We start from the raw sequence: 16032 nt of genomic DNA on the forward strand, positions 1-16032 counted from the left end.
CAGCATGCGCCGCGTGCGGTAATGCGATGGCTGCGTCCACTACAGCCCGTTTGCGGCCTTCCACTTGGGAATGTCGTCCTTCAACAGCTTGTCCGGCCAGGTGCCATGCCAGGCATAGCCGACGCGGCGCTCGTTGGGCACCTGCATGTACTCGGTCAAGGCCTTGCCCTCGCGGTTGGCATACAGCGGGCGTTGATTCTGCAGGTCGTAGAAGCGCGCCCATAGTGACGCACCCGGTTGCGCGATGAGGATCACGTCCTTGCCGGTTTCCTGGGTGGGGTCGTCGATCTTCTTGGTGGCCAGATCGCGCATGCGGTGGGTGTCGAACCAGCGTGCAGCGGCCTCGACCGATGTCTTGATCTGCGCGGACGGGTTGGGCTGGCGCATCAAAAAGCGCACGATGCTCACCGACTCGCTGGAGGCCAGCGACGCCAGCTCATACGCGCGTGCCTTGGCCGGCTTGAGCGTGACCTCGTCGTACTGCGCGCCCCAGATGGTGAGCGTGCCGCCGATCTTGACCTGGGTGGCGAGCACGCATTCCAGCCCCTTGGTCACCGCCTGGCGTGCGCGTGCGCCGTGGCTGGCACGCAGCAGCGCGCCGGTGTCGCCCTTGCCCTCGCTGATGTCCTGCAGCAGGTTGAGCACGCGCACCATCGCATCGTCGTTGTAGGTGATCTGGTGATGGTAGGACGACAGGTCCGGGTAGAACTGCGGCCAGCCGCCGTTGGCGTACTGCGCGGTGAGCAGGTAATCCACGCCGCGCTTGGCGGCTGCCACGTACTTGGCGTTCTTCTCGGTCTTGTAAATGGTGGCGAGGTAGCCGACCTCGTAGGTGGTGGCCTTGTTGTCGATGGTGGCGTCGTCCTTGCGCCCGGGTTGCTGCAGCTCGGCGATTTCCGCAGCGGTGAAGGTGCGGGTGTAGTCCACGGCCACGCCCTTGTATTGCTTGGACCAGCCGCCGGAGGCGGTCTGCAGCAGCAGCATGTTGTCGGCGATCTTGTCGGCCAGTGCCGACAGCGGAGCCAGCAGCAAGGCGCCAGCGAAGGCGAGCGTGTGGAAACGGAGCAGGTGCGAACGGATCATCAGAACGGCCTCCATGTGCCGAGGATGGTGTTGCGATCCAATGCAGCGGCTTGCGCGGCGCTGAGCTGACGCGACCACTTCACGCGGCGCGACGGGTCGGCGCCGGCGCCGCTGCTCTGGTATTCGCTGTAGCGGGCGGTGGCCTCGTTGGCGGTGTTGCCCCAGTTGTTCCAGCCCTCGGGCACGATGTGCGCGCCGAGCTGGCTGCTGATAAAGCTCACGCTGGCGTACGGGCGCCACGGCCGGCCCAGGAACACGCGCGACACGCCGCTGGCAGCGGTGACGCGTGCATTGCGGAATACGAAGCCGTGTGCGCTCTCCTGCGGGGTGGAGGCGGCAGTGAGATAGCCATCGCCTAGCGAGTGCAGCTGTGCGTTTTCGAACAGTGCAGTGCCGCCGCCGAAGATGAAATCGACGGTGCCTTCCACATAGCAATCCAGAAAGTAGGACAGCTTGGGATTGCGCAGATATAGCGTGTCTTGATAGCCGAGAAAGCGCACGTTGCGGAACGCGGCGCGATCGCCATCCACGCGCACTGCCACCGCCTGCCCGACGGGGCCGGCGTGATTGCCGAAGGCGAGTTTTTCCGCGGTGAAGTCGTTGCCGGCGATGATGACGCTGGACGAGCCGGAGGTGCCGTATTCGGTACCGGTGGCCGGATTGATGCGCGAGGCGTAGTTGTCGTAGGTGATGATGGTCTGGGTGGGGCCGGCGCCGGTGAGCCTGAGTGCCGGGGCGTTGGCCGGCACCACGATCAGTTCCTGGTACGTGCCGGCGCCGATGTTGATCTGCGCGCGTTTGCCGCCCTGCACGGCGGCGTCGATGGCGGCCTGCACGGTGCGGTAGCCGGCGCTGCCCTGCTTGGCCACGGTGTAGACCGGGTCGGCGGCGATGGCAGCGGTGCTGCCGAGCGACAGCCCGGCCAGCAAGACGGTGGCGGCGAGCGTGCGTAACACGATCCTGCGATGCGGTTGCATTGCTGTTCTCCTGTCAGAACTTGTAGCGCGCGCCGATGTAGTACTGGCGCCCGGTGACGGTGTACTTGTCGGGCAGTTCCAGCGTGGAATCGACGTAGCGGCGGTCGGGTGTGTCGAGCAGGTTGATGGCCTCAAACGTCAGCGACAGCTGGTCGTTGAGCTTGTAGGACATGTTGAAATCCACGTTTTCCACGCTGTATTTGCCGGTCACGTCGGCGGTGACCAGGCGCTTGCCATCCAGGTCGTAGACGTCTTCCTGGGCCAGGATGTTGTTGATGTAGCCATCGCGATAACTGGTGGACACGCGCGCACTGAAGCGGCCGTCGTCGTAGTAGACGGTGGCGTTGTAGGACTGCGGCGAGAGGTTGAGCAGGTCGCGCTCGGTGGCGGTGGTGGTGATGCTGGTATTGCTGCTGCCGGCGGTACTGAACAGGTAATTGATCTTGGAATCGACCTGGGTGTAGTTGAGCTGGATGCCGAAGTTGCGCCAGAAGCCGGGCAAGAAGTCGAAGGCCTGCTGGTAGGTCAGCTCGAAGCCCTTGAGCGGGCCGCCGGGCGTGTTGAAGTAGCTCTGCACGTTGAAGATGGTGTCTGGCGTGAAGCCTGCGGGGAGCAGGTCCAGCGAGTAGCCCATCGCTTCCCAGGTGCTGAGCACGCGGGTGCGCTGCACGTAGCTGTCGATGTCCTTGTAGAACACCGCCGCCGACAACAGCGAGCCCTCGCGGAAATACCATTCGGCGCTGAGGTCGTAGTTGGTGGAACGGAACGGGTCGAGCTTGGGGTTGCCCAGGTTGATCGAGAAGAAGCGCCCGTCGTCGAAATACTGGGTGGGCCCGCCGCTGACGCTGGGCGACAGATACGCCAGCGTGGGGCGCGCCATGGTCTTGGCCGCGCCGAAGCGCAGCACCACCTCGTCGCTGACATCCCAGGACAGGTTCAACGAGGGCAGGATGTCGCGGTAGTTGTGGTTGACCGTGGTGGGCACCAGCAGGCGCTCGCCGGCCGCGGCGGTGGCGCTGGCCACGCCGAAGAACGACTGGCAGTTGGGCGAGATGGCGCCGGCCGCGGTGGCCGTGCACGGCGCATAGCCGCTGGCGGCGATCTGCGTCTGCACATAGCGCACGCCCAGGTTGCCGCGCAGCGCGCGCCCCCACAGGTCGGTGTTGAAGTCCAGCTGCAGGTAGGTGCCCAGGCTCTTTTCGTTGACGGCGAAGTTGTTGTTGGACGAGCCGAAGTGGCCGACATCGGCCAGGCGGTAGTCGCCGCCGGGCACGCCGGTGTCGCAGTCGCAATTGATGTTGAGCAGGTCGGCGACCTTCTGGAAATCCGGAATCACCCAGGTGGTGGGGAAGCTGCCGTTCAAGCTGCGGCCGAAGCCGTCCAGGTTGGTGCTCAAATCGCCCACGCCCACACCGGCCGGCAAGGCCTGCGCCAGGCGCCCGTAGGAGATGTTGCGCGACTCCGACGTGTCCATGTCGTAGTTCTTGTAGGCCAGCCCGGTGCGGAAGGTGAAGGTGGGGCTGATGTTGAATTCCAGATCCACCTTGGCGGTATCGAAGGTGTTGCCCACCGACTGCGGGTTGAGCCGCACCTCGCTGATGTTGGTGCCGCGCGCGGTGCCGTTGCTGTTGACCGGCACTGCGCCATAGCCCAGCCACTGCCAGTTATTCGGGTTGCCCGCATCGAACGGGAAACTCATGCTGGGGTAATCGCCGCCACCGCGCCGGTCCAGCACGAAGCCGTCCAGGTTGGTGTTGTCGAAACTCACCATCGAGAACTCGGGGCGTTCGTAGTCCGAGGTCGAGTGGCCGACCAATGCATTGACGCGCACCTGGTCGTTGAAGCGGTGCTGCAGGTCCAGGCTGAACTGCTTGAACTCGGTGGATTCTTCGATGTTGCTGGATTCGGTGCGGAAATCGACGTTGTCGAACACGCCATAGGTGAGGCGGTTCTGGTCGTCCACCTGCGCTTCGCGCACGGCGATCTGGGTCTTGCCGCCGAAGTTGGCGGTGCGGTGCAGGTTGGCGCCGACCGAGTCTTCGCGCTGGTCCTTGTCCAGCTTGGAATACAGCATGTCGAAGTTCAGCAGCGTGTCGTCGCTGACCTTGAACTGCAGCGCGCCGGTGACGCCCAGGCGCTTGATCTCGTGATCGGTGCGGATGTAGCGCGGGTAGCGCGGAATCCAGGCGTTGGTGGCGGTTTCGTAGGCCTGGATGTTCTCCGGCGTGTTGGCCGGGCGCGGAATGCCGGTGCCGCAGTTGGCGGCGCTGATGCCGTAGCTGCCCCAGCCGTTGTTGCGGTCCTGGTTGGCCTGCGAGCCGACCCCGGCAGGGGTTTCGTTGGCCAGCGGGTTGCGCGGGGTCTGCGGGTTGTAGCCCACCGGCGAACAGAAGCCATAGGTGCCGTTGTTGGTGGCGGTGCTCTGGTTGGAGTTGCGGTAGTTGCCGTGCTCCCAGCGCACCGGGTTGTAGCCTTCCTCGCGCAGGTGGCGCTCGCTGTAGGACACCGACATCAGCGCGCCGACGCGGCCATCGGCCCAGATGTTGCTGATCAGGCCGGAAAAACGCGGGTCCTTTTCGCGCGACAGATCGTTGTAGCCGTATTGCGTGGACGCGGCCGCTTCGAAGCCGTCGAAGTCGAACGGGCGCGAGCCGCGCAGGTCGACGGTGGCACCCAGTGAGCCTTCGTCCATCTGCGCCGACTGGGTCTTGCTGATGGTGACGCGGCTGAAGAGTTCGGAGGCGAAGGTATTGAAGTCGAAACCGCGGCTGCGGTTGACGCCATCGCTGCCGCTGCCGGCAGTGGCCAGGGCTTCCAGCCCGTTGATGCGCACGCGGGTGAAGTCCGAGCCCAGGCCGCGCACGGAGATCTGCTTGCCCTCGCCGCCTTCGCGGTCGATGGAGACGCCGGCGATGCGCTGCATCGATTCGGCCAGGTTCAGATCGGGAAACTTGCCGATGTCTTCGGCGTAGATGGCATCCACCTGTTCCACGCTGTAGCGCTTGGCATCGAGCGATTGCTGCAGGCTTTCGCGGTAGGTGGCCTTGACCTGTACGCGGTCCAGATCCACCGCGTCGGTGGGCGGTGTGGCCGGTGTGGTCTGCGCGACGGCAGCGGCCGCATGCAGTGCCAGGACGATGGCCACCGACAGACGCGCGGTGGGCAGGCGAGCGGCCGCCACGGAGGCGGAACGACGCGAACGGACATGCATGATGCGGCTCTCTCCATGGCACTGGCTGCAATGACGCGCTCAGCCCCCCAAGGCCATGGCGTCGCAATGGGCGACCAGCAACACCGCTGCGCAAGCGCGCTGCGTTCTTGCTGGACGTTTCGAACATCACGCCCACCGCGTTGCATGCGTGCGCCAGGGCACCGCATCCACGACGATCAAGCGTTGGAATAAGGGCCCGCTGCGCGTGTGCGCAGCGGGCAGGCAGCGGGTCAGAACTTGTAGCGCAGGCCCAGCAGGTACTGGCGGCCGGTTTCGGCGTACTGCAGCGGCAGCTGGCCGGTGCGTGGCGAGGACACCCACTCGTCGGAGGCCTCGTTGGTGAGGTTGATGCCTTCCAGGCTCAGCTCCAGCTGCTTGCTGATCTTGTAGCGCAGCGAGGCGTCGAGGATGGTGGTGCCGGTCATGCCGTGCACGCCGTCGACGTTGAAGCCGGTTTCCGCACCCGGTGCCTGGGTGAGGTAGTCGTCGCGGTTGGTGGCCGACACGCGCCCTGCGAAGGACTCACCTTCGTAGAACAACGTGGCATTCCACGACGAGCGCGACAGCCCGAGCAGGTCGTTCTTCATCACCGGCGCGCCGCTGCTGGCCAGGTACTGGATCTTCGAATCGACCCAGGTGTAGTTGAGCTGCACGCCCAGGTTGGCCCACTTGCCCGGCAGGAAGGTGAAGGGCTGGGTGTAGTTGGCTTCCACGCCCTTCAATTCGCCGCCCGGGGTGTTGAGCGGGATGCTGAAGGCGAAGTCGTCGTTGACGGTGGCGCCAGTGCCTTCCAGCAGGGAAGCCGGCAGGCCGCTGCTGGAATACGGGCGCACTTCGCGCGCGGTCTGGATGAAGCTCTCGATGTCCTTGTAGAACAGGCCGACACCGAGCATGGCGCCTTCGTTGAAGTACCACTCCAGGCCGAGGTCGACGTTGGTGGCCTCGATCGGGTCCAGGTCCGGGTTGCCGCCGGCCACGGTGCGCGCGCCGCCGGCCACCGCCACGGTCACGCCGGGGGTGAGGCTGCCCAGGCCGGGACGGCTCATGACCTTGGCCGCGCCAAGACGCAGCAGCAGGTCAGGCGCCAGCTCGGCGACCAGGTTGAACGAGGGCAGCGTATTGCTGTACTTGCGGCCCACGGTGGTCAGCGCCGGTGCGTTGTTGATCAACGCATAGCCGGTGGATTCCTGCTCGGTCTCCACATAGCGCACGCCGAAGTTACCGGAGAACGGAATCGACCCCAGGTCGGTGGAGAACTCGCCCATCAACCACACGCCGCGGTCCTTTTCCTCGACGCTGCGGCTGTTGTTGACGCGCGGGGCCACGGCGAAGCTGCCGCTATTGCTGTAGATGCCGAACAGGTCGGCCACCGCATCCAGGTTGGGCACGACCCAGTTGGAGGGGCTGCCGTTGATGCCCTTGAGCCCGGCCTGTTCGGTGAGATCGGCCGGCACGATGCGCGTGCCATTGGCGAAGGTGGGCACGGCCAGTTCGTTGGCGCGGCGCAGCTCCACGGTGCTGAAGGTGTAGTTCTTGGCCAGCACGCCGCCCTTGAGGCGGAAGCCGGGGCTGATGTTCCAGTTGAAGTCGATCTGGCCGGTGTCGAAGTCGTTGTCCACCGTCTGCGGACGCAGGCGGATTTCGGCCAGTTCCCAGCCGGTGGGATCGGTCGGGTTGATGCCGTAGTTCAGCACCGGCGCGCGGCTGTTGCCACGGTAGTCGTAGCTGTAGCCGTCGACGTCGTACTTGTCCATGATGATGGTGGTCTGCACCGGGTTCTCGTGCGCCGAGCGCGAGGTACCGACCCGGGCATTGATGCTGAAGTCGTCGTTGAAACGATGCTCCAGGTCCAGGCTGACCTGCCTGAACTCGGTGTTCCACTCGTCGTGGCGGTTTTCGGTACGGATATCGACATTGTCGAATTCGCCGTACACCAGGGCGTTGTTGCGGACCTCGCCGTTACGCACGACCGTGGCCGGCTTGCCGACCAGCACCGGGCGTGCATTGCCGCCGCGGCTGAAGGAGATCGCTTCGATGTAACGCTCGTCGCGCTTGGCGTCGATCTTGGAATACAGCATGTCCAGCGACAGCGTGGTGCGGTCGGTCGGCTTCCACTGCAACGCGCCGGTGACGCCCAGGCGCTGCTGGTCGTGGATCTGCTGGGTATAGCGCGGGAAGCGCGGGTGGTAGACGTCCGCCGAGCGTGCCGCGGCGAACGGCGAGGTGGCGCTGAAGCCGCCGTTGCTCGGACCATTGGCCCAGCGGCCGGTGTTGGAACCCTCTTCCAGCACCTCGCGCTCGGTGTAGGCCACCGACAGCAGGGCGCCGAAGGTGTTGTCGGCCCAGGTGTTGGCGATCAGCGCGGCCACGCGCGGGTTGGCCTTCTCGGCCATGGCGTTGTAGGCGGCCTGGCCGCTGGCGGCGAAGGTGAAGCCGTTGTAGTCGAACGGACGCGCGGTGCGCAGGTCGACGGTGGCGCCGAGCGAGCCTTCTTCCACATCGGCCGAGGCCGTCTTGCGCGCGATCAGCTGCGAGAACAGGTCCGAGGCGAACACGTTGAAGTCGAAGCCGCGGCCGCGGTTGGTGCCGCCGCTCTGGTCGCCGGCACCGACGGTGGTAAGCGCTTCCATGCCGTTGATGCGCACCCGGGTGAACTCCGGGCCCAGGCCACGCACCGAGATGGCACGGCCCTCGCCGGCCTCACGGGTGATCACCACGCCGGGGATGCGCTGCAGCGATTCGGCCAGGTTGAGGTCGGGGAACTTGCCGATGTCCTCGGCGACAATCGCATCGACCACGCCGGCTTCGCCGCGCTTGATGTCCAGGGCCTTTTCCACCGAGGCGCGATAGCCGGTCACCGTGACGGTGTCCAGGTCGACGGCCGGTTCTGCAGGCGCTTGGGTGGTGTCTTGTGCTGCCAGGTGGCCGCTCAGCGCAAGGCCGATCGACAACGCCAGCAAGGTAACCGGTGTCTTCCGGCTGGTGGTCCGAAATTGCATGTCCTCCCCTCCCAAGGGTCCATGAACAACATGAAAGTCTGGTTGTGAGCGGCAATGACACCGCTGGTCAAAACGACGTTACCAGCTGAATCCTCCCGTAACATCTTGCAGCGCAGCAGAAAACGTCACCGAATTTGCCCAAAAGGGGTGCAAGCGGTCACTGCGCGTCGCATCATGGGCCTCGCCCGGCGCGTTTGGCGCCGGCTAGAATGACACCGATGGTCATCCTGACGCGCAGCGGTTCCCCCACACCGTGACGCACCACACAGCCGAGGTAATTGCCGCATGAGTCGTGCCCGTATCCTGTGCTTTGGAGAGTTGTTGCTGCGCCTGGGGGCGCCTGGTCACGAGCTGCTGCTGCAGCAGCCGCGGCTGGACGTGCATTGCGGCGGGGCCGAGGCCAATGTCGGCGTATCGCTGGCGCATTTCGGCCATGACGTGGCGATGGTCAGCACCGTGGCCGACAACCCGCTGGGCGCGGCGGTGCTGGGGGAACTGCGCCGCCACGACGTGGACACGCGGCATGTGCGGCGGGTGGACGGCCGCATGGGGCTGTACTTCCTGACCACCGGCGCGATCCACCGCCCCAGCGAGGTGGTCTACGACCGCGCCGATTCGGCGTTTGCGCTGGCCCCGGCCGATGCCTACGACTGGCCGGCCCTGCTGGAGGGCGTGCAGTGGCTGCACCTGTCCGGGGTCAGCCCGGCGCTGGGCGCGGACGTGGCGCAGGCCACGCTGGCGGCGGCACGCGCGGCGCGGGCGGCCGGGGTCAAGGTCTCGTTCGACGGCAACTACCGGCCCAAGCTATGGCAACGCTGGCAGGGCGATGCGCGCGGCATCCTGCACCAGCTGTTCGCCTGTGCGGACGTGGTGTTTGCCGACTACCGCGACATCGGCGTGGTGCTGGGCGGCGAGTTTCCGCAGGACACGCTGGAAGCGCGGGTGGAAGCGGCCGCGCAGCAGGCGTTTGCCGCATTCCCGCAGCTGCAGTTGATGGCCTGCACCCAGCGTGTGACGCACAACGTGGACCACCACAGCCTGGGCGCGCTGCTGGTGCCGCGCAGTGGTGCAGTGGCGCGCGCGCCGAGTGAGGAACTCACGCCGATCATCGACCGCATCGGCGGCGGCGATGCGTTCGCGGCCGGCGTGCTGCACGGCCTGATCGCAGGCTGGTCACTGGACGATACGGTGCGCTTCGGCCTGGCAGCAGGCTGCCTGAAGCACTCGATTCCCGGCGATTTCAATCCGCTCTCGGTGGCCGAGGTGCAGGCCTGCGTGGGGGATGCACGGTTTGATGTGAGGCGCTGACGCGCCGGGATTGGGGAGTCGGGAGTGGGGATTCGTAACAGCAAGGACAACCGGCATTACATGTCGGTCGTCCGTGATACACCCCGTTCGGGTCCGGCAAGGATCAGCGATGCGTAGCGCACCGCTCTTGCGAATCCCCAATCCCTAATCCCCAATCCCGGCAATCAAGCCAACTCGATGCAGTCGAAGGTCACGTCCGTCTCCACATCGGCGTCGTAATCCACATCGTCGCGCTCGAAGCCGAACAGCTTGAGGAACTCGTGCTTGTAGCCGGCGTAGTCGGTGAGCTGGAACAGGTTCTCGGTGGTGACCTGCGGCCAGAGCGCCTTGCAGGCGTCCTGCACGTCGTCGCGCAGTTCCCAGTCGTCCAGGCGCAGGCGGTTTTCGGCGTCCACCTCGGCGGGCTGGCCGTCCTCGCGGTACAGGCGCTCGCGGAACAGGCGGTCGAGCTGCTCGATGGTGCCTTCGTGCAGGCCCTTTTCCTTCATGATCTTGTAGACCATGGAGATGTACAGCGGCATCACCGGGATCGCGGCGCTGGCCTGGGTCACCACCGACTTGAGCACCGCCACGTTGGCGCTGCCGCCGCGCTTGGCCAGGCGCGCGTTCAAGCGCTGCGCGGTGTGGTCCAGGTCGACCTTGGCCTTGCCCAGCGCGCCGTGCCAGTAGATCGGCCAGGTGATCTCGGTGCCGATATAGCTGAAGGCCACGCTGCGTGCGCCATCGGCAAGCACGCCGGCGCCGTCCAGCGCATCGATCCACAGCTCCCAGTCCTGCCCGCCCATCACGGTGATGGTGTCGTCGATCTCCTGCGCGCTGGCCGGCTCGATCGAGGCCTGGATGATGGTGTCCTTGTTGGTGTCGATGGCGGTGGCGGTGTAGGTGTTGCCGATCGGCTTGAGCGCCGAGCGCTTTACTTCGCCGCTGCCGGGCAGCTTGCGCACCGGCGAGGCCAGCGAATACACCACCAGGTCGACCTGGCCGCCCATCTCGGTCTTGATCAGTTCGATGACCTTTTCGCGCGCGGCATCGGAAAACGCATCGCCGTTGATCGACTTGCTGTACAGGCCCGCGGCCTTGGCATGCTTGTCGAACGCGGCCGAGTTGTACCAGCCGGCGGTGCCGGCCTTGCTGGCGCTGCCGGGTTTTTCGAAGAACACGCCCAGCGTGTCGGCGCCGAAGCCGAACGCAGCGGTGATGCGCGAGGCCAGGCCATAGCCGCTGGATGCGCCGATCACCAGCACCTTCTTCGGGCCGTCATTGCGCACGCCGCGCGCACGCGTGGCGGCGATCTGCTCGAGCACATTGCGCTCGCAGCCAAGCGGATGCGTGGTGGTGCAGATGAAGCCGCGCACTTTGGGATGGATGATCAACGTGGACTCCTGGTCAGCAAGATGCTGGCGGCATTTTAGTGCGTGTGACGGACTTTGGGGCGAGCGGCGTTGGCCACCGGCGGTGCGGAGCGGGTGCTGCGTGGCACCGGCATGGTGAGGCCAAGGCACCGAACACGCGCACATCGTCGGCCTGCCGGCGAGACAGCCCGCGGCGCGCCACACGCGGCTGCATCGCCATGCGTGAAGACGCCCGTCATCGCCCGGCACGCCGCGTTGCCGGGCCGGCATCGTCCATACACGGGCGCGAACGAACCACGATCACCCTCGATTTCCTGCCCGAGCGCTGTGCTACGTTTGCGCTTGCCGTGCCGTGCCTGGCCGCGCCTGATGGCGATCGTCGAGGCTCCTCCCACCGTGCGACCGGTATCCGAGCGAATGTCTCTTCGAAGCGAGCGCGTCACGCAGCTGGGCTCTGTCCCGCGATTTCGGCTTGGGCCATTGCTGGTCGCGCCGGAACGGCTGGTGCTGATCGACGACGGCCAGGCCATCGCGCTGGAACCGCGCATGATGGAAGTACTGATCGCGCTGGCCGAGCGGGCCGGCGAAGTGGTCAGCGCCGAGCAGCTGCTGATCGAGGTGTGGCACGGCAGCTTTTACGGCGACAACCCGGTGCACAAGACCATCGCCCAACTGCGCCGCAAGCTGGGCGACGACAGCCGCCAACCGCGCTACATCGAAACCATCCGCAAGCGCGGTTACCGGCTGCTGCCCAAGGTGGTGTTCCCCGACGATTATCGCGGTGCGGTACTGGGCGCGCAGGTGTGGGGACACGGCAACCCGTATGTGGGGCTGCAGGCCTTCGATCCCGCGCATGCGGAGGTCTTCTTCGGGCGTAGCCATGCCATTGCGCAGGTGCTGGGCGCGCTGCGCGCGCAATTGCACAGCCAGCGCGGGCTGGTGCTGGTCAGCGGTGCCAGCGGCTGCGGCAAGACCTCGTTGCTGCGCGCCGGCGTGGTGCCGTTGCTGGCGCAGCCCGGCGGGCTGGATGGCCTGCAAGCCCTCGCGGTAGCGTATTGCAACCTGGCCCAATGCCGTGGCGGCGATGTGCTCGACACGCTGGCGCGCGCGCTCGGCGAGTGGGCACCGGGCGGGCGCGCGGTGTTTTCGCCGGCGCAGATGGCGGCGTTGCCCGAGTGGCTGCAGCGCCCTGCACCGCTGCATGCGGCCATTGCCGAAGCGATGCGTCAAGGCACGCCAGCGCGCGACAGCGCACAGACCCAGCGCCATCTGCTGCTGGTGATCGATCACGCAGAAGCGCTGGTGGCCACGCCGGGGATCACCGATGCCGACCGCGCCGCACTGGCCGCCGCCTTGCAGGCGCTGTGCGGCAGCGCGCAGGTGGCGGTGCTGATGCTCACCCGCAGCGATTTCTACCCGCGCCTGATCGACGCCTTGCCGCAGATCGTCGAACTCAAGCGCGGCGACGGACACGTGGATCTGCTGGCGCCACGCGACGGCGAGATCGGCCAGATCATCCGCGTGCCGGCGGCGATGGCCGGGCTGCGCTTCGAAGAAGAGCGCGACAGCGCCAGCCGGCTGGACGATGTGCTGCGCGATGCCACCGCGCGCCAGCCCGATGCCTTGCCGCTGCTGCAGCACCTGTTGCATGCCTTGCATGCGCAACGCAGCGACGACGGGCTGCTGACCTTCGCCGCCTACCGCGCATTGGGCGGGCTGGAAGGCGCCTTGGCGCATCATGCCGAGCACACCTTCCGCGCCTTGCCGGCTGCCGCGCAGGCGGCATTGGGCCAGGTGCTGAGCGTGCTGAGCGTGATCCATCCCGACAGCGATGCGGTGACCGCGCGGCGGGCGCTGTGGTCGGCCCTGCCGGGGCACGGCGCAGCGCGCGTGCTGGTGGAGGCCTTCGTGCATGCGCGCCTGTTCGTCAGCGAGCTGGTGGCCGGCGAGCCCGGCTTTGCGGTGGCGCACGAAGCCTTGCTGCGGCAATGGCCGCGTGCGGCCGAGTGGATCCATGAAAACCGCCGCCTGCTGCAGGCACGCAAGCGGCTGCAACTGGCCGCGCAACGCTGGGCCGCCGAAGGCCGGCGCAGCGATCACCTGCTCAACAGCGGGCGCCCGTTGAGCGAGGCGCGCGAGGCGGCGCGGCGCATGCCGCAGGACCTGGACGCGCTGGATCACGCGTTCCTGCATGCCTGCGAGCGCTCGCAGCGCCGCCGCCGCGGCCTGTATGCGGCGGCGGCAAGCATGCTGGTGGTGCTGGCAAGCGCCTCGCTGCTGCTGGGCTGGCAGGCGCGGCAGGCGCAGCAGGTGGCTGAAGAACGGCGCGACCAGGCCCAGCAACTGGTGAGCTACATGCTGGGCGACCTGGCCGAGCAATTGCGCACGGTGGGCAATCTGAAACTGCTCGACAGCGTGGGCAGCCGCGCGCTGCGCTACCTGGAAGACCTGCCCAGCACGAGCATGCAGCCAGGCGATCTGGTCAACCACGCGCGCGCGCTGCGCACCACCGGCGAGGTGCTGATGAACCAGGGCAAGCTGGACCAGGCGCAGGCGGCATTCACGCGTGCGGCCGCCACTGCCGAGCAGGCACGCATGCGAGCGCCAGATACCTTGGAGGCGCGCGCGGAAATGGGCCAGGCGGCGTATTGGCTGGGAAACATGGCCTACCGCAGCAAGCAGTTCCCGTTGGCGCAGACTTACTGGTCGCAGTATCTGGCGGCCAGTGAATGGCTGGTGCGCACGGCGCCGGATGACCAACGCTGGCAGCTGGAGCTGTCGTACGCGCTCAACAATCTCGGCACGCTGGCCACCACACGCGGCGATACCACGACGGCGATCGGTTTTTTCGCGCGCGACATCTCGCTCAAGCGCATGCTGATCGCGCGTGCTCCGGACAACCCGTCGTTGCGCTACGAGTTGATCGACAGTTTGTCATGGCTCAGCTTGGCACAGGAGAACCAGGGCCTGCTGGCGCCTGCCGAGCAGGGCTACCGCGATCAAATCGCGATGTTGCGCGTGCTGGTCGAGAACGACCCCGATGCCAATGCCTGGCGACGGCGTCTGGCGGGTTCGTTGATCCGCACCTCCAACCTGGCGGTGGCGCGGGGTCACCTGGCACAGGCGCAGACCGATGCGCAGGACAGCGTGCGGATGTTGCAACCGCTGGTGGCGCTGCAGCCGGACAACAACACATGGCAACGCGATCTGGCGCATGCCTACGCGCAGGCTGGCTGGGTGGCCGCGTTGGATGGGCGTCCCGGTCAAGCCGAACAGCAACTTGGCCAGGCCCGTCAGACCATGGCTGGCCTGCTGCAACAGGCCCAGCCGCTGCCCGAATGGCAATGGCTGGATGCCATCATTGCGCTGCGCCTGCACCGCGTACAGACCGGACGCGCAGGCGCACACGCAGGCGACCTTGATCAGATCGTTGCGCGGCTGGATGCCCTGCATCGCGCCAGACCCGACGATCTGCTTGGCATCTCCGCCTTGTCGCAAGCGCTGGTGTGGCATGGCGAACAACGCGCCGCCGTCGGCGACGACGACGGCGCACGCGCGGCATGGCAGCGCGCGGTGGCCGTGCTGGGCAAGGACATCGGCAACAGCCGCGACAAGACCCTGCTGGACCCCTGGATTCGCGCGCAGGTGCATCTGGGCCAGCGCAGTGCCGTTACGCAACAGCTCGGATGGCTGTATCAGGCGGGCTACCGCCACCCGGGGTTCGTCTCCCTCTATGCCCCGCTTTTCAAGGAACAGGACAGCTCATGACGGATTTCAAGATCAAACTCACCGTGGCACGGGTGGGATTCGGCGGCAACACCGGTGCCGGCGAATATTTCTACAGCTTCGCCCCGGACCTGCTGATCGTGGATAAGCACGACAAGGCATCGACCCTGCTGTATTACTTCGATGAAGACGTCGTCCCCAGGCATTTCAAGATCAAGAGCCTGTTGAGTTCCGATGCCTTGAAACAGATCGGAGAACCCACGATCAGCCCCGACGGCCGCAGCGTGCAGGTCAGCAATGCCAATAGCGTGCCGACACTGATCTTCCTGACCATCATCGTCGAAGACGAAAGCCGCAAGGACAAGAAGACCTGGTTCAGCTGCGATCCCCAGGTTGGCAACGATCCGCAGATCAACCCGCAGGAAACCCCGCCCCTGCAGTAAGCCCTGCCTGGCCACCGGCCTGGCGGTTCGCCACCAGGCGGTGTGTTGCCGCAATGCGTGGGCAGGGCCACAGCGTGCGCACGCCCAGGGGCCGGGGCCGGTGGTGGATACACCACGGCCGCTGGCTCCTGATGTCGACTTGCGCACGCACCCGTTGCCACGGGAGGAACCTGCTGGCGGTCCCGATGGCGCTCGCTGCGCCCTGGCTGGCGGGCGTATTGCCGGGTGCTCCGGCCAGCCGTGGATGGCGACAGCCAGCCTGCCGCGCTGAAGCCAACAGCGCCTGGCGAGGGCGTCTCATCCCACGCAGTCCCGCGGGCGCGGTTGGGTGTCGGCCGGGGCATCCGCCAGGCGCGCGGCGCAGTGGCTCGCCACCGCCTGCTGCCGGTCATCCCGCTCGGTTCCGTTGCTGAAGGCCACCTTGAGCTGGCCGCGGATGGACCACGCGCCGGGCATGCCTGCGCGGAGGTCGCCAGCACCACGCCCTGCCCATGGCCGACAGCCCAGGCCCGGGCCGCACCCGTGGGCATCGATGCGGGCCGACCAGCCGTCGCAGGTGCGGGCCACTGCGCCCCGCACCGCCCCGGCGCAGGCCGCCACGCTGACCCGCAGGTCGCGCTCGGTTGGCGGCTGGACATGCAGGGCGGCCTGGGCCCAGGCGACCGGCAAGTCGGCCTGGGTGGGCGCCGCCCAGGCGCTGGTGGACAGCACGACGCTCAACACCCACAGGTACCGGACCAGGCGCATGACGGACTCCGCAGCGGACCGGAGCGCGGCGCGTCCCCGGGCGACCTCGGTGGCCGCCGGACGACCTTGGTGTTTGGCCGCCCACACGACCTGACGGCAACCTTACGGTTGCTGCCCCATCCTGCCGAATCCTGGAAATTCCCTATAAAACAACGCCATGCAACCTGGCGAGACAGCGTCGTGCGG

The 16032-nt window shown here is 66.7% G+C and carries 9 protein-coding genes; 3 read left to right on the forward strand and 6 right to left on the reverse strand.

The window, feature by feature from the left end; all coding sequences use genetic code 11:
* Positions 1 to 39 precede the first annotated feature (39 nt).
* The 4 genes from pelA to EO174_RS07895 all read right to left on the reverse strand — a co-directional run bounded on the left by pelA (position 40) and on the right by EO174_RS07895 (position 8270).
* Positions 40 to 1083: a pectate lyase gene (gene pelA / locus EO174_RS07880; protein WP_126943580.1), complete on the reverse strand. Its 1044-nt coding sequence runs from the start codon at positions 1081 to 1083 to the stop codon at positions 40 to 42.
* A complete protein-coding gene (locus EO174_RS07885; RefSeq protein ID WP_126943583.1) occupies positions 1083 to 2060 on the reverse strand; it encodes a pectinesterase family protein in 978 nt (325 codons plus the stop codon). Before EO174_RS07885 ends, pelA begins: the two co-directional genes overlap by 1 nt.
* 13 nt (positions 2061 to 2073) lie before the next feature.
* Positions 2074 to 5271 carry a TonB-dependent receptor gene (locus tag EO174_RS07890; protein ID WP_126943586.1) on the reverse strand — a complete coding sequence of 1066 codons (3198 nt, stop codon included), beginning with the start codon at positions 5269 to 5271 and terminating at the stop codon, positions 2074 to 2076.
* Between the two features lie 230 nt (positions 5272 to 5501).
* Positions 5502 to 8270 carry a TonB-dependent receptor gene (locus tag EO174_RS07895; protein ID WP_115675567.1) on the reverse strand — a complete coding sequence of 923 codons (2769 nt, stop codon included), beginning with the start codon at positions 8268 to 8270 and terminating at the stop codon, positions 5502 to 5504.
* A 285-nt stretch (positions 8271 to 8555) separates the two neighbouring features.
* Between EO174_RS07895 and EO174_RS07900 the strand changes: the two genes are divergently transcribed.
* Positions 8556 to 9578 carry a sugar kinase gene (locus EO174_RS07900; protein ID WP_104584457.1) on the forward strand — a complete coding sequence of 341 codons (1023 nt, stop codon included), beginning with the start codon at positions 8556 to 8558 and terminating at the stop codon, positions 9576 to 9578.
* Between the two features lie 164 nt (positions 9579 to 9742).
* Here EO174_RS07900 and fabV read toward each other — a convergent pair whose 3' ends face one another.
* Complete coding sequence (gene fabV, locus EO174_RS07905; RefSeq protein WP_126943589.1) at positions 9743 to 10951, reverse strand: enoyl-ACP reductase FabV; 1209 nt, start codon at positions 10949 to 10951, stop codon at positions 9743 to 9745.
* Between the two features lie 396 nt (positions 10952 to 11347).
* On the opposite strand from fabV, the gene EO174_RS07910 reads away from it, so the two are divergent.
* A complete protein-coding gene (locus tag EO174_RS07910) occupies positions 11348 to 14698 on the forward strand; it encodes a winged helix-turn-helix domain-containing protein (protein WP_126943593.1) in 3351 nt (1116 codons plus the stop codon).
* Positions 14695 to 15099: a hypothetical protein gene (locus tag EO174_RS07915; RefSeq protein ID WP_104584463.1), complete on the forward strand. Its 405-nt coding sequence runs from the start codon at positions 14695 to 14697 to the stop codon at positions 15097 to 15099. Before EO174_RS07910 ends, EO174_RS07915 begins: the two co-directional genes overlap by 4 nt.
* Positions 15100 to 15396: 297 nt before the next feature.
* Here the strand turns inward: EO174_RS07915 and EO174_RS07920 are convergent, their stop codons facing one another.
* Positions 15397 to 15846 (reverse strand): hypothetical protein, encoded by a 450-nt coding sequence (locus EO174_RS07920; RefSeq protein WP_241239982.1) that lies wholly within the window; start codon positions 15844 to 15846, stop codon positions 15397 to 15399.
* Positions 15847 to 16032 lie beyond the last annotated feature (186 nt).

The sequence above is a fragment of the Xanthomonas sp. BRIP62418 genome (assembly GCF_003993495.1).
Lineage (GTDB): Bacteria > Pseudomonadota > Gammaproteobacteria > Xanthomonadales > Xanthomonadaceae > Xanthomonas > Xanthomonas euroxanthea.